17 protein-coding genes are annotated in these 13277 nt (G+C 73.7%); 11 read left to right on the top strand and 6 right to left on the bottom strand.

Features of this window, described 5'->3' with window-relative positions:
* Window positions 1-48 precede the first annotated feature (48 nt).
* The 3 genes from ACI79R_RS08635 to ACI79R_RS08625 form a co-directional block, all read right to left on the bottom strand.
* Window positions 49-333, bottom strand: coding sequence for a PqqD family protein (locus tag ACI79R_RS08635; protein ID WP_456573187.1), 285 nt, complete (start codon window positions 331-333; stop codon window positions 49-51).
* A gap of 139 nt (window positions 334-472) precedes the next feature.
* A complete protein-coding gene (locus ACI79R_RS08630; RefSeq protein WP_456573186.1) occupies window positions 473-1396 on the bottom strand; it encodes a nucleotidyltransferase family protein in 924 nt (307 codons plus the stop codon).
* A gap of 72 nt (window positions 1397-1468) precedes the next feature.
* Window positions 1469-2071 carry an arsenate reductase/protein-tyrosine-phosphatase family protein gene (locus tag ACI79R_RS08625; RefSeq protein WP_456573185.1) on the bottom strand — a complete coding sequence of 201 codons (603 nt, stop codon included), beginning with the start codon at window positions 2069-2071 and terminating at the stop codon, window positions 1469-1471.
* Window positions 2072-2476: 405 nt separating this feature from the next.
* On the opposite strand from ACI79R_RS08625, the gene ACI79R_RS08620 reads away from it, so the two are divergent.
* From ACI79R_RS08620 to ACI79R_RS08600, 5 genes are all read left to right on the top strand, one after another.
* On the top strand, window positions 2477-3823 hold the full coding sequence (locus ACI79R_RS08620) for a sugar transferase (protein WP_456573184.1): 1347 nt from the start codon (window positions 2477-2479) through the stop codon (window positions 3821-3823).
* Between the two features lie 120 nt (window positions 3824-3943).
* Window positions 3944-4441, top strand: coding sequence for a hypothetical protein (locus tag ACI79R_RS08615; protein ID WP_456573183.1), 498 nt, complete (start codon window positions 3944-3946; stop codon window positions 4439-4441).
* Window positions 4442-4573: 132 nt separating this feature from the next.
* On the top strand, window positions 4574-5089 hold the full coding sequence (locus tag ACI79R_RS08610; protein ID WP_456573182.1) for an Rv0361 family membrane protein: 516 nt from the start codon (window positions 4574-4576) through the stop codon (window positions 5087-5089).
* A gap of 47 nt (window positions 5090-5136) precedes the next feature.
* A complete protein-coding gene (locus tag ACI79R_RS08605) occupies window positions 5137-5769 on the top strand; it encodes an arsenate reductase/protein-tyrosine-phosphatase family protein (RefSeq protein ID WP_456573181.1) in 633 nt (210 codons plus the stop codon).
* A 78-nt stretch (window positions 5770-5847) separates the two neighbouring features.
* Window positions 5848-6018 carry a hypothetical protein gene (locus ACI79R_RS08600; RefSeq protein WP_456573180.1) on the top strand — a complete coding sequence of 57 codons (171 nt, stop codon included), beginning with the start codon at window positions 5848-5850 and terminating at the stop codon, window positions 6016-6018.
* Here the strand turns inward: ACI79R_RS08600 and ACI79R_RS08595 are convergent.
* Window positions 5984-7105 carry an LCP family protein gene (locus ACI79R_RS08595; RefSeq protein WP_456573179.1) on the bottom strand — a complete coding sequence of 374 codons (1122 nt, stop codon included), beginning with the start codon at window positions 7103-7105 and terminating at the stop codon, window positions 5984-5986. The genes ACI79R_RS08600 and ACI79R_RS08595 overlap by 35 nt on opposite strands.
* Before the next feature lie 204 nt (window positions 7106-7309).
* On the opposite strand from ACI79R_RS08595, the gene ACI79R_RS08590 reads away from it, so the two are divergent.
* The 6 genes from ACI79R_RS08590 to ACI79R_RS08565 all read left to right on the top strand — a co-directional run bounded on the left by ACI79R_RS08590 (window position 7310) and on the right by ACI79R_RS08565 (window position 10892).
* Entirely contained in the window at window positions 7310-7489 is a 180-nt protein-coding gene (locus tag ACI79R_RS08590) for a hypothetical protein (protein ID WP_456573178.1), read from the top strand.
* 105 nt (window positions 7490-7594) lie between these two features.
* On the top strand, window positions 7595-8914 hold the full coding sequence (locus ACI79R_RS08585) for a UDP-glucose dehydrogenase family protein (protein WP_456573177.1): 1320 nt from the start codon (window positions 7595-7597) through the stop codon (window positions 8912-8914).
* Between the two features lie 99 nt (window positions 8915-9013).
* The gene (locus ACI79R_RS08580) at window positions 9014-9178 is read left to right on the top strand and encodes a hypothetical protein (protein WP_456573176.1); all 165 of its coding nucleotides are present in this window, start codon (window positions 9014-9016) and stop codon (window positions 9176-9178) included.
* A 76-nt stretch (window positions 9179-9254) separates the two neighbouring features.
* Window positions 9255-10121, top strand: a complete 867-nt coding sequence (locus ACI79R_RS08575) for a hypothetical protein (RefSeq protein ID WP_456573175.1) — start codon at window positions 9255-9257, stop codon at window positions 10119-10121.
* Window positions 10122-10234: 113 nt separating this feature from the next.
* Window positions 10235-10609, top strand: a complete 375-nt coding sequence (locus tag ACI79R_RS08570; protein ID WP_456573174.1) for a hypothetical protein — start codon at window positions 10235-10237, stop codon at window positions 10607-10609.
* An 85-nt stretch (window positions 10610-10694) separates the two neighbouring features.
* Window positions 10695-10892, top strand: a complete 198-nt coding sequence (locus ACI79R_RS08565) for a hypothetical protein (RefSeq protein ID WP_456573173.1) — start codon at window positions 10695-10697, stop codon at window positions 10890-10892.
* A gap of 12 nt (window positions 10893-10904) precedes the next feature.
* On the opposite strand, the gene ACI79R_RS08560 is transcribed toward ACI79R_RS08565, so the two are convergent.
* Window positions 10905-12119, bottom strand: coding sequence for an FAD-dependent monooxygenase (locus ACI79R_RS08560; RefSeq protein ID WP_456573172.1), 1215 nt, complete (start codon window positions 12117-12119; stop codon window positions 10905-10907).
* Complete coding sequence (locus ACI79R_RS08555) at window positions 12116-13261, bottom strand: lipid II:glycine glycyltransferase FemX (RefSeq protein WP_456573171.1); 1146 nt, start codon at window positions 13259-13261, stop codon at window positions 12116-12118. The genes ACI79R_RS08560 and ACI79R_RS08555 overlap by 4 nt, the downstream gene beginning before the upstream one ends.
* Between the last annotated feature and the right edge of the window lie 16 nt (window positions 13262-13277).

Below are 13277 nucleotides of genomic sequence, written 5' to 3'. Positions count from 1 at the left end.
GCAGCCCCCGCGACGGGACCCGACCGCAACCCCCGACCGCCGTCGGCATCAGGATGCGGAGCGCCGCTCGAGCAGCCCCGCCTGCAGCAGCTCGTGGACCAAGCGATCGACATCTGCGCGCAGCACCGGCAGCTCGACGTCGTAGTCCTCGGCGAGGGCAGCGATCGCCTGCTCCTCCGGTTCCCGCGTCAGGCGGGTGACGATGCTGGCGCCGACAGGGTCCAGCCCGTAGTAGTTCTCGTCGTTCAGGTTGAGGAGCACCATCTCGGCGTCGACCTCACGGGCCAGCACGCCGTCGGGGAAGGCATAGGAAGGCGCATCGGCCGCGGTCATCTCGACCTCCTCGGGGAGTGTGGTGGGGTGGGCGGGACGTGCTGATACGCCGGGTGCTGTCATGACAGGTGGGGGGAAAGTCTAGGCAGCGCGGCACCAGGGGTGGCCTACACGGAGGCGTAGGGAATCACGTCTCTTCTCAGGGTGAGGGGCGGTACCGACGGCGGGCTCGGACGGCGGCCGGCAGGCGGTGGAGCAGCGTGAACGGGCGCCGCAACCGTGCCCGAGCGAGGGTCCACGGGGTCCGGGCCTCCTCCGGGTACATCAGCCGCCACCATGCTCGGGGTGGGAACACGTAGATGGCAGCGAACCGGATGCGCTGCGCCCACGTGCCCTTGTCCAGCGTCCGCTGGAGCACGACGGCCGCGTTGGTCGCGGAGTCGGCGCGCATGCGGGTCTCGAGGCGGCGCGGCTCCGGCAGGCCGAGGTCCCGGGCGAGTGCCTCCCCTTCCGGCACGAGCCGCAGGCCGGCGCTGAACGTCTCGACCGCCTCCAGTCGTTCGGCCAATTGGGCGGCGGCGCGCCACGTTGAGGTGTCCACGCGGGCCAGTCCCAGCGCCAGGTCGCGCGCCGCCTTGTCGTCGGCCAGACCGCGCTGCGCCACGTGCAATGCGAGGTGCAGCGCGCGCGCGTGTGGAGCCAGGGCGCGGACCGAGGTACCACGCCAGGACCACGGCACGGTCACGTGGGAGAGGACGTCCCATGCCGTCCGTGGCGGGACACCGATGCCCTTGATGGTCACGTGCAGGTCGAGGTCGACGCCTCGATGGTCCTGCAGGGGTTGCTCTTCCGGGGATTGGGTGGCGCGCCAGGCGGCGGAGAACAACTGCCGGTACCCCAGCTCGGCGAGAGACCGGACGACGGCCGACTCCGCCTCGGGGGAGACGAGGAGGTCGAGGTCCCGGTAGGTCCGCGCCCCTGGGTCCGGGTAGAGCCACGAGGCGATGGTGTCGCCCTTGAGCACGATCACCTCGTGCCCGGCTCCCTCGAGGTGGCGCACGACCTCGCCGCAGGCATGGTCGAGGAGCAGCGACCTGACGCGGTCGTCGACATCCACGGGCATGTCACCTCCTCCTCCGGACCGAGATGATCCCTGCCGGACTGCGACAGGGCATTCCGACCGCTGATGCGACGGTCAGGCCGGCACGGCGACGGCCGGATGGGTCCGGACACTCGAGAACAGCACCGGGATGAGAGGGCGCAGCGCGCGGTCGATGACCGCAGCCACGTCCTCGTGGACGCTCGACCGATGACCGATCGGGTCCCGGACGTCGTCATCCCGTGACTGCCGGCGCGCTCGGACGGCATCGAGGCGGCGGCCGAGTTCACGGGCTCGCCACTCCAGGGGCATCGTGCGCAGCCCGGTCAGCTCCACCTGCCCGACCAGGTCCGCAGCCTCCAGGAGGGTGAAGGTGCGGCGCAGCCCCCGTGGAGTCGTCTCCAGCACGGCGCGCCGCTGATCGCGGGTCATCGTCAGGACGAGGTCCGCGTCGTCGGCCATCTCGGCAGAGAATGGCCGGGACACGAAGCCCTCGGGATCGCCACCCAGCCGCGACAGCGCGAGCGCGCTGTGCGGATCCATCCGGCGGCCGGCGACCGTATCGAGCCCGGCGCTCGCTATCTCGACGCGGGCGAGTTCCGGGCTCTCTGCCAGGAGTCGCTCGGCGGCTCCGCGAGCCAGCCGCTCGGCGATCGGCGACCGGCAGAGGTTGCCGGTGCAGACGAAGAGGATGCGCACGGCGCGACGCTAAGAGGCCTGCGCCCACATGCGACCCGTGCAGATGCCGGGGTGACTCGAAGGGGGGACGGCGGCCGCGCCCGTGGTGAGCTGCGGAGATCGCCGGGTGTAGTCCATCCAACACTTCCGGCACGCCCCGCTCTCGGGATAGCCTCGCTCTGCCGGTCGAACGCCGAGGTTCCTGGCGCACTGGCACTCACCACTGGAGCACGGGGGCTCCGGGGTATCGCACGGGGAGCTCACCCTTTCATGTCCGTCCTGCGTGACGAACTGGTCCGCCCTGACGACGTTTCTTCGGTCGACGGGTGGGGCTTCGCCGCCTCCCGGCTCCGGGGCGAGGGCACGACCGCCCGCCGCGCCTGGCGAGGCGCCTACGTCCGGCACCTCGTCGCAGGTGATGCGGTCGTGGCAGGTGTCGCGGCCACGGTGGGGTACGTCGGGCGCTTCGGACCGGTCGGGTCGGGCGTCGAGCACGTGCCCTTCGCCATCGCGCTGCTGCTGCCCGTCGTGTGGGTGCTGGCGATGCTGCTGGCGCGGAGCTACGAGCAGCGGTTCCTCTGGGCCGGCGCGGAGGAGTTCCGCCGGGTGTTCTTCGCCGCTTCGTTGCTGCTCGCGGCGGTCGGCACCGTCTCGTGGGCCTTCAAGCTCGACGTCGCCCGCGGCTTCGTCGTCCTGGCGTTGCCCCTGGCCACCGTGCTCACGCTGGCCGCGCGGTTCGCGCAGCGGAAGCTGCTGCACCGCTCGCGCCGGCAGGGCCGGTTCCAGCAGACGACGCTGCTCGTCGGACACCGCGGCGGTGTCGCTGCGCTCGACGAGCAGATCGGCCGCGAGGCCTACCAGGGCTACCGCGTCATCGGCTGCTGCCTCCCGGTCGGTCCCGACGACAAGGACGCCTTCAACGGGCTGCCGGTCCTCGGTGACCTCACCCAGGTCGCCCGGGTCGTCAAGGACTACGAGGTCGACACCGTGGCCGTCCTGCCCTGCCCGGAGCTCGACGGCGCCGCGCTCCGCCGGCTCGGCTGGGCCCTCGAGGACACGGACGCCGAGCTGCTGCTCGCCCCCGCCGTCACCGAGGTCGTGGGTCCCCGCGTGCGGATCCGCCCAGTCTGCGGCCTGCCTCTCCTGCACATGGAGCGCCCCGAGCTGCGCGGCGTCCGCCGGCTCACCAAGGAGGCCTTCGACCGCTCCGCCGCCGCCCTCGGCCTGCTGTTCCTCGCTCCGATGCTGCTGGGCGTGGCGCTGGCGGTGAAGCTCGGCAGCCGCGGTCCGGTCTTCTACCGCCAGGAGCGGGTGGGCCGCGACGGGCAGACGTTCGGCATGCTCAAGTTCCGCAGCATGGTGGTCGGCGCGCACGCGATGGTCAGCGACCTCGCCACCGACAGCGACGGCAACGGCGTGCTGTTCAAGAAGAAGGAAGACCCGCGCGTCACCCGCGTCGGCAAGGTCCTGCGTCGTTACTCGATCGACGAGCTCCCGCAGCTGATCAACGTGCTGCGCGGCGACATGTCCCTGGTCGGCCCGCGCCCGCCGCTGCAGAGCGAGGTCGAGCGGTACGGCTTCGACATGCACCGCCGGTTCCTCGTCAAGCCGGGCCTCACCGGCCTGTGGCAGGTCAGCGGCCGCTCCGACCTCTCCTGGGACGACTCGGTGCGCATCGACGTGCGCTACGTCGAGAACTGGTCGCTCACCTTCGACTTCATGATCCTCTGGAAGACCGCCGGCGCGGTGCTGCGCGGCTCGGGCGCCTACTGACCGCACGGGTTCTCGAGTCGGGAACCTCCGGGGCGGGCCCGTTCCGCTTCACTTCGCCCGCGGCCCTGCCGATCAGGAGCGTGACGCGCCACGGACGGCGCCACGTTCCCAGGAGAACCCGTGACCACCGCCTTCCCGCCGCCGCCGCACGCTCCCGCTCCGACCGCTCCGCCGGCGCCCCGGCGCGGCATGGCCACGCGCGACAAGCTGATCCTCGGCGGCGGCGCACTCGCCCTGGTGCTGGCCGGCGGGCTGACGGTGCTCAGCATCTCGGTGGGGGAGCCCGACTCGCCCACCGAGGCCGTGGAGCAGTACCTCACCGCCCAGCAGGACGGCGACTGGCAGGCGGTCTACGGCCTGATGTGCCGCGACCAGCAGCGGATCGCCGGCTCCATGCGCGACTACCTGTCGATCATGCGCGAGAACGGTGACGACGGGTACCGCCGCATGACCTACCAGCTCGACGGCGTGAGCCCGGTCGACGGCGACTACTACGGCCTGCCCACCGCCCGCGGCTACGCCATCGACGTCGAGACCACCTGGTACGGCGAGTCCTCGGACTCCACGGCCTTCGTGGTCGAGGAGAACGGCGAGTTCCGCGTCTGCGGCGGCATCTGACCGCCGGCCCCGGCTCCGCTCACCCCTAGTAGGGGGATGACCGGTTGGGGTCCTCCAGTCGGGGGACCCGCGTGCCGAAGACCGCGAGGAAGCGCCACGGACGGCGCACCGCAATCCCCAAGGAGGACTCCCGTGACCACCCACGCCCACCCGCCCGTCGCCGCGCAGTCCCCGACCGCCGCGCCGGCCACGTCGCCCGGCGCAGGCATCCGCAGCCGCGACAAGCTGATCCTCGGCGGCGGCGCGCTCGCCGTCGTGCTCGCCGGCGGGCTGACCACCCTGGCCACGGCGACCGCCGGGCCGGACTCGCCGGCCGAGGCCGTCCAGGACTACCTCGCCGCCCAGCAGGACGGCGACTGGGAGACGGCCTACCTGCTCATGTGCGCCGAGCGCCAGGAGGACGCCGGCTCGCCGGAAGACTACGCCGCCCTGCAGTCGGAGGACGGCTTCGGCAACGCCGCGCGCATGCAGTTCCGCGTCGGCGACGTCGACCGCATGGACGACGAGTACTACTACGGCGACGAGAGCGCCCTCGGCGGCGACGTCTACACCGTCGACGTGACGATGCGCTGGTACGGCGAGTCCGACGAGACCACCGCCTACGTCCTCGACCAGGACGGCGACTTCCGCGTCTGCGGCGGGATCTGACCCCCGCCGTCCGCACTGACATGTTCTCCGACCAGCACACTGGTCCGGTGCCCGCCCACCGCCCCGACGACTTCGCGGTGCTGCTCGTCTGCACCGGCAACATCTGCCGGTCGGCGATGGGGGAGCGGCTGGGCCGTGCCTACCTCGACGAGGTGCTCGGCGCCGACGCCGGCCTGGTGCGCCTGACCAGCGCAGGCACTCAGGCCGTCGTCGGCTCGGCCATGCACCCGGACAGTGCCCTGGTGCTCCAGGGCTACGGCGGCGACCCCGCCGGCTTCGCCGCCCGGCAGCTGGAGGACGGCATGGTGGTCGACGCCGACCTCGTGCTCACCATGACCCGCGGCCACCGGCGCGACGTGCTCGCCCGCGCCCCGCGCGCGCTGGCCCGCACCTTCACCCTCCGCGAGGCCGCCGACCTGGCCGCCATGCTCGGCCCCGACGCCCAGCTGCCCGAGGGCGGCTTCGCCGAGCGCGCCCGCGATCTCGTGCGCCAGTGGGCGGGCCTGCGCGGGCGCCGGCAGAGCAGCGACGCCGACGACGTCCCGGACCCCATCGGCCGCCCGCTCGAGGCGCACGAGATCGCCGGCGAGCTCATCGCGCCCGCGCTGCTGATGGTGCTCGACCGCCTGGTGGTGGCGGGCAGGACCGATCGGGACGCCGTGCCGGGCCGCCCGGCCTGACCAACCGACTCCTCGCCGTCGACCGCTGTCCGGGACGCGGCGGCGTGCCGTTCACGAGGGCTGGCCAGACTCGGCGGCATGGTGCTGGCCGTCGTGGGTGTCTGGGCAGTGCTCGCGGTGCTCGTGGCCGTCGTCTTCGCCGCGCTGGGCCGTGGCGGCCGGCAGGCCGACGAGGCGTCCGGCTACCTCAGCGACCAGGAGCTGGCCCTCGCGGTCAGCGCGGCACCTCCGGCAGCGCCTCGTCGCTGAACTCGGCGCCGTTGGCCCACAGCGAGTCGTTGCGCAGGTACTCCCACATGCGCTCGCCGGTGACGGTGTCCAGGTAGACGACGCTCGCTGCGCCCTCCCGCCCGGTGCCCTGCACCGGCGCGGTGAAGTACTGGATGTTCTCCGGCGTCAGGCCGCGCAGCGAGTAGGCCAGCGACACCAGGTCGGCGTTGCCGAGGGTGTCGTCGACGGCCACCGCACTGGTGACGGCGAGCAGCGCCGCGTCGAGCTTGCCCAGGTCGCTGAAGGTGTCGTTGCTGAACAGCTTCTCGAACATCGCCTTGAGGAACTGCTGCTGGCGCTTCACCCGGTCGAAGTCGCCGCCCTCCAGGCCGTACCGCTGCCCGAGGTACCAGCGGGCCTGCTCGCCGTCGAGGTGGTTGACGCCGGCCGGGAAGGTGTACGGGCCGTTGCTGGTCTCCTCGGCCACGACCACGTCGACGCCGCCGAGGTCGTCGGTGACCTGGATGATCCCCTGGAAGTCGATGGCCACGTAGTGGTCGATGCGCACCTGGGTGAGCTGCTCGACGGTCTGGATGAGCAGTGTCGGGCCGCCGAACGCGTACGCTGCGTTGATCTTGTTGCGGCCGTGGCCGGGGATGTCCACCCAGGAGTCGCGGGGGATCGAGATCAGCTGGGCGTGCTGCCGGTCGCCGGAGAAGCGGGCGATCATGATCGCGTCGGAGCGCCCGCCCGCGGCGACGCCCTCGTCGGCCGTGGCGCGGGTGTCGGAGCCGACCAGGAGGAAGGTGACCGGCTCCTCCTCCGCGGCCTGCGCGGGGGTGGCCGGCGCGGGCCGGGAGCCCTCGTCGAGGCCGCCGAAGACATCGGAGACCCGGTCGATGTTGCCGGCGTAGCGGTCGGTCAGGAACCAGACCCCGCCGCCGATGACGGCGACGAGCACGAGCACCAGCACGCCGACGCTGATGAGGAACCGGCGCAGCACGCGCCGCCGGCGGGGCGGCTCGGCCTTCTCGTCGTCCGCGGCGTCGTCGCGCTCCTCGGTCGTGTCGTCGGCGTCGTCCGCCGACGGCTCGTCGGCGTCATGTTCAGGCTGTTCTGCGCTCATGGAGGTCCCCCGTCCGGCTCCGCCAGTCCGGTCGAGGCTACGGACGGAACGGGGGGTCAGGCAGGGCTCCTGCCCCGCAGGGGTGAGGTGGCGCACCGGCGCCGGGCCCCGACCCACCGGTCAAGATCACGCTACGTGTGACTCCTGTGACGGATTGGTCCTCCCCTCTTCCCCGAACGGGCGACAGGGAGGACACTCCTCTGTGTGTTCGCGCTGCTACAGCCGGTGTTCCGCCGCTCCCGTACCGCGGAGTGGCGGCCCGATCCGCTGGGCCGCGAGCCGCTGTCCTGCCGCCGCCACCGCTTCCACTGGGTGGGCGAGGACTCGTTCAGCGGGGCGAGCATGTACGCGTGCCACTGCGGGGTCGTGCGCCCCGGTCCGTGATCCGTGCCGAGCCTCCCGCCGACGAGTGATCGCGGAGTGGCTCGGCCCCCGCGTTCCCCCGTACGGTCCCAGCCGTAGGGCGTTCCGGACGGGGTGGAGTGGTTCATGAGGATCTCGGTCATCGGCTGCGGCTACCTGGGTGCCGTGCACGCGGCCTCGATGGCGGAGATCGGCCACGACGTGGTCGGCATCGACGTCGACGAGCCGAAGATCGCCTCGCTGCAGCAGGCCAGGGCCCCCTTCTACGAGCCCGGCTTCGAGGAGCTCCTCCAGGAGACGCTGGCCACCGGCCGGCTTCGCTTCAGCACCGACATCGCCGACGCCGCCGGCGCGCAGGTGCACTTCGTCTGCGTCGGCACCCCGCAGAAGCGCGGTGAGTACGCCGCCGACCTCCGCTACGTCGAGGCGGCCGCCGAGTCGCTGCTCGGCGTGCTGCAGCCCGGTGAGCTGGTGGCGGGCAAGTCCACCGTGCCGGTCGGCACCGCCGCGCGGCTCGCCGACATGGTGGGGGAGAAGGTGCCCGGGGCGCTGCTGGCCTGGAACCCGGAGTTTCTGCGCGAGGGCTTCGCCGTGCAGGACACCCTGCACCCCGACCGGCTGGTCTACGGCCTGCCCGCCGGTGAGGCGCGCGGCACCGCCGAGCAGCTGCTCGACGAGGTCTACGCGCCGATCGTGGAGCGTGGCACGCCGAAGGTGGTCACCGACTACGCGACCGCCGAGATGGTGAAGACGGCGGCGAACTCCTTCCTCGCCACCAAGATCTCGTTCATCAACGCCATGGCCGAGCTCTGCGAGGCCACCGGCGCCGACGTCAAGCAGCTGGCCGACGCGATCGGCTACGACGACCGGATCGGGCGCAAGTTCCTCAACGCCGGCCTCGGCTTCGGCGGCGGCTGCCTGCCCAAGGACATCCGCGCCTTCATGGCCCGCGCCGGGGAGCTGGGTGCCGACCAGGCGCTGACCTTCCTGCGCGAGGTCGACAACATCAACATGCGCCGGCGGATCCGCATGGTGGAGCTGGCCCGCGAGGTCTGCGACGGCTCGCTGCTGGGCAAGCGGGTGGCCGTGCTGGGCGCGGCGTTCAAGCCCGATTCCGACGACATCCGCGACTCCCCGGCGCTCAACGTCGCCGCCCAGCTGCAGCTGCAGGGGGCGGTCGTGCAGGTCACCGATCCCGCGGCGGGCGACAACATCCGCCGGAGCTGGCCGCAGCTCGACGTCGTCGACACCCCCGAGCAGGCCGCCGACCGCGCCGACGCCGTCCTCGTGCTCACCGAGTGGAAGCAGTACCGCGAGCTCGACCCCGTCGCCTTCGGACAGCTGGTGGCCCAGAAGCGGGTGCTCGACGGGCGCAATGCGCTCGACCGCGAGGCCTGGACGGCCGCCGGCTGGACCTACCGGGCGCTCGGCCGCCGCGCCGGCTGACCCCGCCTGCCTCACGCGTCCTCGGCAACCCCAGGTTTCACGCGGCGGTACCGATGGGCATGCCCCCTGCCGATTCACATCGACGTGGAGGCTTGGGTCATGGTCCTGTTGCTCGTCTGGGCGGTCGTCGCCCTGCTGACGGCGATCGTCGTCGGCCGCGGCATCAGGCTCGCCGACGCCCGCTCGGCCGGCACCGGCGCCCGGCTGACCACCGCCGACCTCCCCGAGCACTTCCTCCCCACGCCGCGCGTTCCGTCCCGCTGAGCTCGCCGCGTCCCGTCTGACCCGTTGGTGTGACCACCCGGTCACGGTCGGCCGCTGAGCTGCCGATGACCCCGGTGTGTGGTTCTGGATCGCCGGTGCGCTCGTCGTCTGGGTGCTCGCTGCTCTCCTCCTCGCCCTCGCGCTCGGCCGCGGCATCCGCATGGCCGACGAGCGAACGCCTGGCACCGGAGTCGAGCGGCCGCTGACGACGGCGGACCTCCCGGGCGCCGTGGTCGCCGCCCGTCCCGCCCGCCGCCGGGTGCCCCTGCCCCCGGTCGGCGTGGGCCTGGCCGCCACCGCCGTCGCCCTCGAGGCCGTCGGCTACGCCCTGCGTCTCTCCGACGTGACCGGCCCCACCGCGCGCCTGCTGTCGATGGACGCGCCCTACTCCCTGCCGCGGCTCTTCGTCGCCGCGCTGTTCGCCGCCGCCGCCGTGGCCGCCGTCGCCGGTGCCGCCCGCTTCCCCGGCCGCCGCGCCTGGTGGCTCTCCGTCGGCCTGGTCGCCGCCGCCATCGCCACGGTCAAGGCCGGCAGCACCGTGCACGCCGAGGCCATGAACCGGCTGTCCGACGCCACCGGCGCGGTCGGCGCCACCGTGGTCAGCGTGCTGGCCGCCGGCGCCGTGCTGGCCACGCTGGGCTTCCTCAGCCGGGCCGAGCGCCGTGACCGGCGCCGGGTGCTGAGCACCCTCGGCCTCTACGCCCTCGCCTCGGTCGGCCTCTCCGCCGTCTCCGCGATGGTCGCCGGCGCCGGCCGGCTCGCCGCCGCGGCCACCTTCGTCGAGGAGTCGGGCGAGGCACTGGCCGGGGTGGCCGTGCTCATTGCCGTCCTCGTCGGTGTCGCGCCCCGCCTGGTGCTGCCCGCCTCCTGGGTGCTCAACCGCGAGGAGGACGCGCAGGTCGTGGAGGTCGCCTCCCCGATCCGCCGGTTCCCTCAGCCCTGAGCCCGGCGGGCGGAACCCCTGCGTCCGCATGGCAGATCTGCCCATGCCGACGCGTCCGATTCGGAGCGCGTCCTCGCAGGTGAGAAGCCCGTCCGCTCCTAGGCTTCCCGCTCATGCAGACCCGCGCCATGCTCGCCACCGTGCTCGAGACGCTCGACGCCCTGGACCGCCCGGCCACGATGTTCGCCGTCCTCGGGCAGCTGGAGACGCGGGCCTCCTCGGGGAACCTGGACGCGTGGCGCAAGCGGCACGACGAGGTGCGCGCCGCGTTCACCGAGGCGCAGGAGCGCGGCTGGCTCGCGCTCGTCCCGCGCGGGCGGGAGGACCTCAGTGACTCCTACGAGCTGACGTCGCTGGGCCGCGCGCAGGTCGACGCCGAGCTGACCCGGCCGCTGCCGCGCATCCCGGCCGCGCCGGTGCCGGTGCCGCGCTCGCCGCACGGGCGCAGCTGGGTGCGCCGCCCCCGCACGGGGGCTCCGACCGCCTGACGGCAGGGGCCGTTGGGCCCTGGCCACACCGCTGTGACCTGCGCCATGCTGCTGCCACGGACTCCGGGGGAGCGGGGGGTCACCGATGCCGTGGTGGGGCTGGCTGCTGGTCGCCTGGCTGCCGATCGCGATCGCTGTCGCGGTCGTCGTCGGCCGGGGCGTCGCCTACGCCGATGCCCGCGAGACCCCCCAGCGGCAGGCCCCGCCGACAGAGCCGAGGGCCGCGCAGCCGCGGGTCACGCCGCTGGGTGCCGCGGCCCGCAGGCCGCGGCACCCCGTCTGAGTCGCCCGCCGGTCAGCCTCTCGGTGCCGCCACCCGGTGGGTGCGCAGCACCCGCCGCCCGTCGGCCACCACCCGCCGCGCGCTGCGCCCGAGCGGCCACTGAGTGGCCTGGTGCAGCCGGTAGTGCAGCGACGAGCGCCGGTCGGCCGCACCCGGGATGCGCCGCATCCGCAGCGCGTAGCCGAACTGCAGCAGGTCGTCGTCCAGGTGCTCGTCGATCTGCTCGAACCAGCGCGCGCTGCGCTCGGCGTCGCGCTGCAGCGCGGCGACCACCGGCATCCGCTCGTCCTGGTAGGCCTGCAGCGCCGTGGGGAGGTCGGCCACGGTCCGGCCGGCCAGCGCGCGGCCGAGCGCCGCGGCGTCCTCGAACGCCAGCCGGGTGCCCGAGCCGATCGAGAAGTGCGCCGTGTGCGCGCAGTCGCCCAGCAGCACCACGTTGCCGTCGGACCACCGCTGGTTGCTGATCCGCGGGAACGTCGACCAGGTGGCCGGCGCCTCGGGCCGGTTGCGCAGCCGGTGCCCGCCGAGGTGCCGCGCGAACACCTCCTCCAGCAGCGCCCGGCCGGCCGCGTCGTCCATCGTGTCCAGGCCCAGCCCGCGCCACGTCGACTCCGCGCACTCGGCGATCACCGTGCTGCCGTCGGCGCCGTAGCTGTAGGCGTGCAGCCAGATCCAGCCCGCCGGCGTCGACTCGAAGGCGAAGGTGAAGTCGGAGAACGCCATCCCCGAGCCCAGCCAGATGTGCTTGTTGCCGCCGCCGGTCTCCGTCGTCCCGAAGACGCCGGCCCGGCTGCGCCGCAGCCGGCTGTGCGCCCCGTCGGAGAGGACGACGAGGTCGCTGCCGGCGGCCGCGGCGTCGAGGTCGTCGACCTCCGTGCCGACGTCGACCCGCACGCCCAGCTCCCGCGCCCGCCCGACCAGGACGTCGATCAGCAGCCGCCGCTCCATGCCGTAGCCGGTGCCGCCCAGGTGCACCGGCCGCGCGTCGCCGACGCACACCCGCTGCCCCGTCCACGGCACCGAGCCCGCCCGGATCGCCCGCGCCGTCGCGGGGTCGACGCCGCGCACCCCGGCCAGCAGGTCGTCCCAGTAGACGATGCCCCAGCCGTGCGTGACCGACGACGGCCGGCGCTCGACCACCCGCACCTCGTGCGCGGGGTCGAGGCGCTTGGTCGCGATCGCGGCGTACAGCCCGCCGGGCCCGCCGCCGATGCAGGTGATCCTCACCGCCGTGCCCTCCCGCCCGACCGGCTGCGCAGCGCCACCTTCACCTGGTGCAGCCGCGTGCGGCCCCACTCCGAGTCGGTGATCGTGTCGTAGGCCAGGCGCACCGGCGCCGGCCCGATCCGCTCGACCGCACCGGGATAGCGGAACGCCTGCCCGCCGTAGTGCAGCTTCGTGTGGTCGGGGCCCGGCCAGTCGGGGTTCGACCGGATGCCGCGGTCCAGCACGTCGGCCAGCGCCTGCTGCCCCAGCCCGCCGAAATCCAGCCACTCGTAGCCGGCGGCCTTGGCCCACTGGATGATCGCCCAGCGCGCCGCCCCCGGCACGCTCAGCCGCCGGCCCTCGCCGCTGCGGTCAAAGCCGCCGAGCCGGCCGCGCACCGTCGTCCCGCAGGTGGTCACCAGGTCCGCGGTCACCGGCACGCCGTGCACCTCGCCGACGAACAGCGCGGCGTTGCCCGTCGCCGACAGCTCCCGGTAGAGGTGGCGCAGGTAGTCGGTGCCCGGCGGCCGCGAGTACCCGCACGCGTCGGCGGCCGCGGCCATCAGCCGGGCCAGCAGGACGACGTCGTCCTCCCCGCCCCGGCGCACGGTCACCCCGGCGTCGGCCCACTTCCGGGTCCACGACCGCAGCCGTGGCGGGAAGCCCTTCTTGATCGCGTCGAGGTCCCGGCGCAGGTCCAGCCGCACCGACCCGGCCGGTGCGATCCCCGCCGTCGACGGCCGGAAGCCCGACCGCAGCAGCGCCGTCCGGGCGTCCTCGCCGCCCTCGGGCGGCTGCACGAACAGCATCCGTACGCCGGGGAGCCGGCCCAGCTCGCGCGCCAGCACCGCCGCCACCTCGTCGCGCCCGGGCTCGCCGGCGCGCAGCACCGGCCCGTACGACACGTACCCGACCCGGCCGAACAGCGGCAGGCTGCGCAGCAGCACCTGCACGCCGCCCACCAGCCGCCCGCCCCGGTGCACCAGCACGTACTCCGGATGGAAGCCCTCGTGCTCGCGGACGCGGGCCCACACCGACAGCTGGGTCACGTCGGTGCCCGGCGTTCCGCACACGAGGTCGTCCCAGTCGGACAGCTCGTCCGGTGGCGGCGCGGCGTCCCGCCGCACCTCGAGGGCGAGGTCGGCGGTCCGGGTCGGGATCATGGTCGGTGCTCCTGTC

This window comes from Blastococcus sp. SYSU D00820 (assembly GCF_054050695.1).
The sequence above is the reverse complement of the archived record's forward strand: the minus strand, read 5'-3'. Positions and strand labels throughout refer to the sequence as shown.

Bases quoted from the DNA above. Each gene is read 5' to 3' on its own strand.
- ACI79R_RS08635 (WP_456573187.1), bottom strand. From the start codon at position 333: ATGACCGCGGCCGATGCGCCTTCCTATGCCTTCCCCGACGGCGTGCTG.
- ACI79R_RS08630 (WP_456573186.1), bottom strand. From the start codon at position 1,396: ATGCCCGTGGATGTCGACGACCGCGTCAGGTCGCTGCTCCTCGACCAT.
- ACI79R_RS08600 (WP_456573180.1), top strand. From the start codon at position 5,848: ATGGTGCTGGCCGTCGTGGGTGTCTGGGCAGTGCTCGCGGTGCTCGTG.
- ACI79R_RS08595 (WP_456573179.1), bottom strand. From the start codon at position 7,105: ATGAGCGCAGAACAGCCTGAACATGACGCCGACGAGCCGTCGGCGGAC.
- ACI79R_RS08585 (WP_456573177.1), top strand. From the start codon at position 7,595: ATGAGGATCTCGGTCATCGGCTGCGGCTACCTGGGTGCCGTGCACGCG.
- ACI79R_RS08580 (WP_456573176.1), top strand. From the start codon at position 9,014: ATGGTCCTGTTGCTCGTCTGGGCGGTCGTCGCCCTGCTGACGGCGATC.
- ACI79R_RS08570 (WP_456573174.1), top strand. From the start codon at position 10,235: ATGCAGACCCGCGCCATGCTCGCCACCGTGCTCGAGACGCTCGACGCC.
- ACI79R_RS08565 (WP_456573173.1), top strand. From the start codon at position 10,695: ATGCCGTGGTGGGGCTGGCTGCTGGTCGCCTGGCTGCCGATCGCGATC.
- ACI79R_RS08555 (WP_456573171.1), bottom strand. From the start codon at position 13,261: ATGATCCCGACCCGGACCGCCGACCTCGCCCTCGAGGTGCGGCGGGAC.